The 931-nt window shown below is 69.6% G+C and carries 1 protein-coding gene; it reads right to left on the reverse strand.

Going from position 1 to position 931, the window contains the following annotated elements; all coding sequences use genetic code 11:
• Positions 1-78 precede the first annotated feature (78 nt).
• A partial coding sequence (locus A5714_RS13330) for a class I SAM-dependent methyltransferase (RefSeq protein WP_156747307.1) occupies positions 79-931 on the reverse strand: 853 nt, incomplete at its 5' end.

A 931-nucleotide genomic window follows, 5' to 3' on the forward strand; every position in this document is an offset into this window, starting at 1 on the left:
AGAGGTCGCCCTGGAGCTACTGCAGAACGAGCTGGGCGCCCGCCGCATCGACGGCGGCTAGCTCGCCGCGGGCGCGGTTCACGGCGCCCACCACGGACGCAGCGGCAGGCCGTGGTCGTCCGCCGCGTCGACCTTGGTGGCCAGCACGTGGTGTAGCTGGAGGTTGTTCTGCTCGAACGCCACCCGCGACGCCGCCATGTACAGCCCCCACACCTTCGCGGTCGGCAGGCCGACCTCGGCCACCGCAACGTCCCAGTTCCGCACCAGGTTTGCGCACCAATCGCGCAACGTTATCGCGTAGTGGTGCCGGAAGTTCTCCGTGTGCAACACCTCGAACCCGACGTCCTCGATCTCGGTGGTGATGCGTCCCGACCCGGTGAGCTCCCCGTCCGGGAACACGTAGCGGTCGGTGAACCCGCCCGCGAACGACGTCGACGAGTTGTCGCGGCGGGTGATGCAGTGGTTGAGCAGCAGACCGCCGGGCCGCAACTTGGCATGCAGGAAGCCGAAGTAGGCGGGGTAGTTCTTGACGCCGATGTGCTCGGTCAGGCCGATGGACGACACCGCGTCGAACCCGCCCTCGCGCACGTCGCGGTAGTCGGTGTGGCGCACCTCGGCCAGCGCGTCGAGCCCCTCGGCGCGGATCGCCTGCCGCGCCCACTTCGCCTGCTCGGCCGACAGGGTCGCGCCGATCGCGCGGACCCCGCGGCGCGCCGCGTAGCGCACCATGCCGCCCCAACCGCAGCCGACGTCGAGCAACCGGTCGCCGGGCCGCAGTCGCAGCTTGTCGAAGACCAGCCGGTACTTGTTGTCCTGTGCCTCCTCCAGCGTCGCGCCGGCGTCGGCGTAGACCGCGCAGGTGTAGGTCATCGACGGCCCCAGCACCCACTCGTAGAAGCTGTTCGAGACGTCGTAGTGGTGATGGATGGCC

Origin of the sequence: Mycobacterium sp. E2462 (assembly GCF_001672685.1) — a bacterium.
GTDB lineage: Bacteria > Actinomycetota > Actinomycetes > Mycobacteriales > Mycobacteriaceae > Mycobacterium.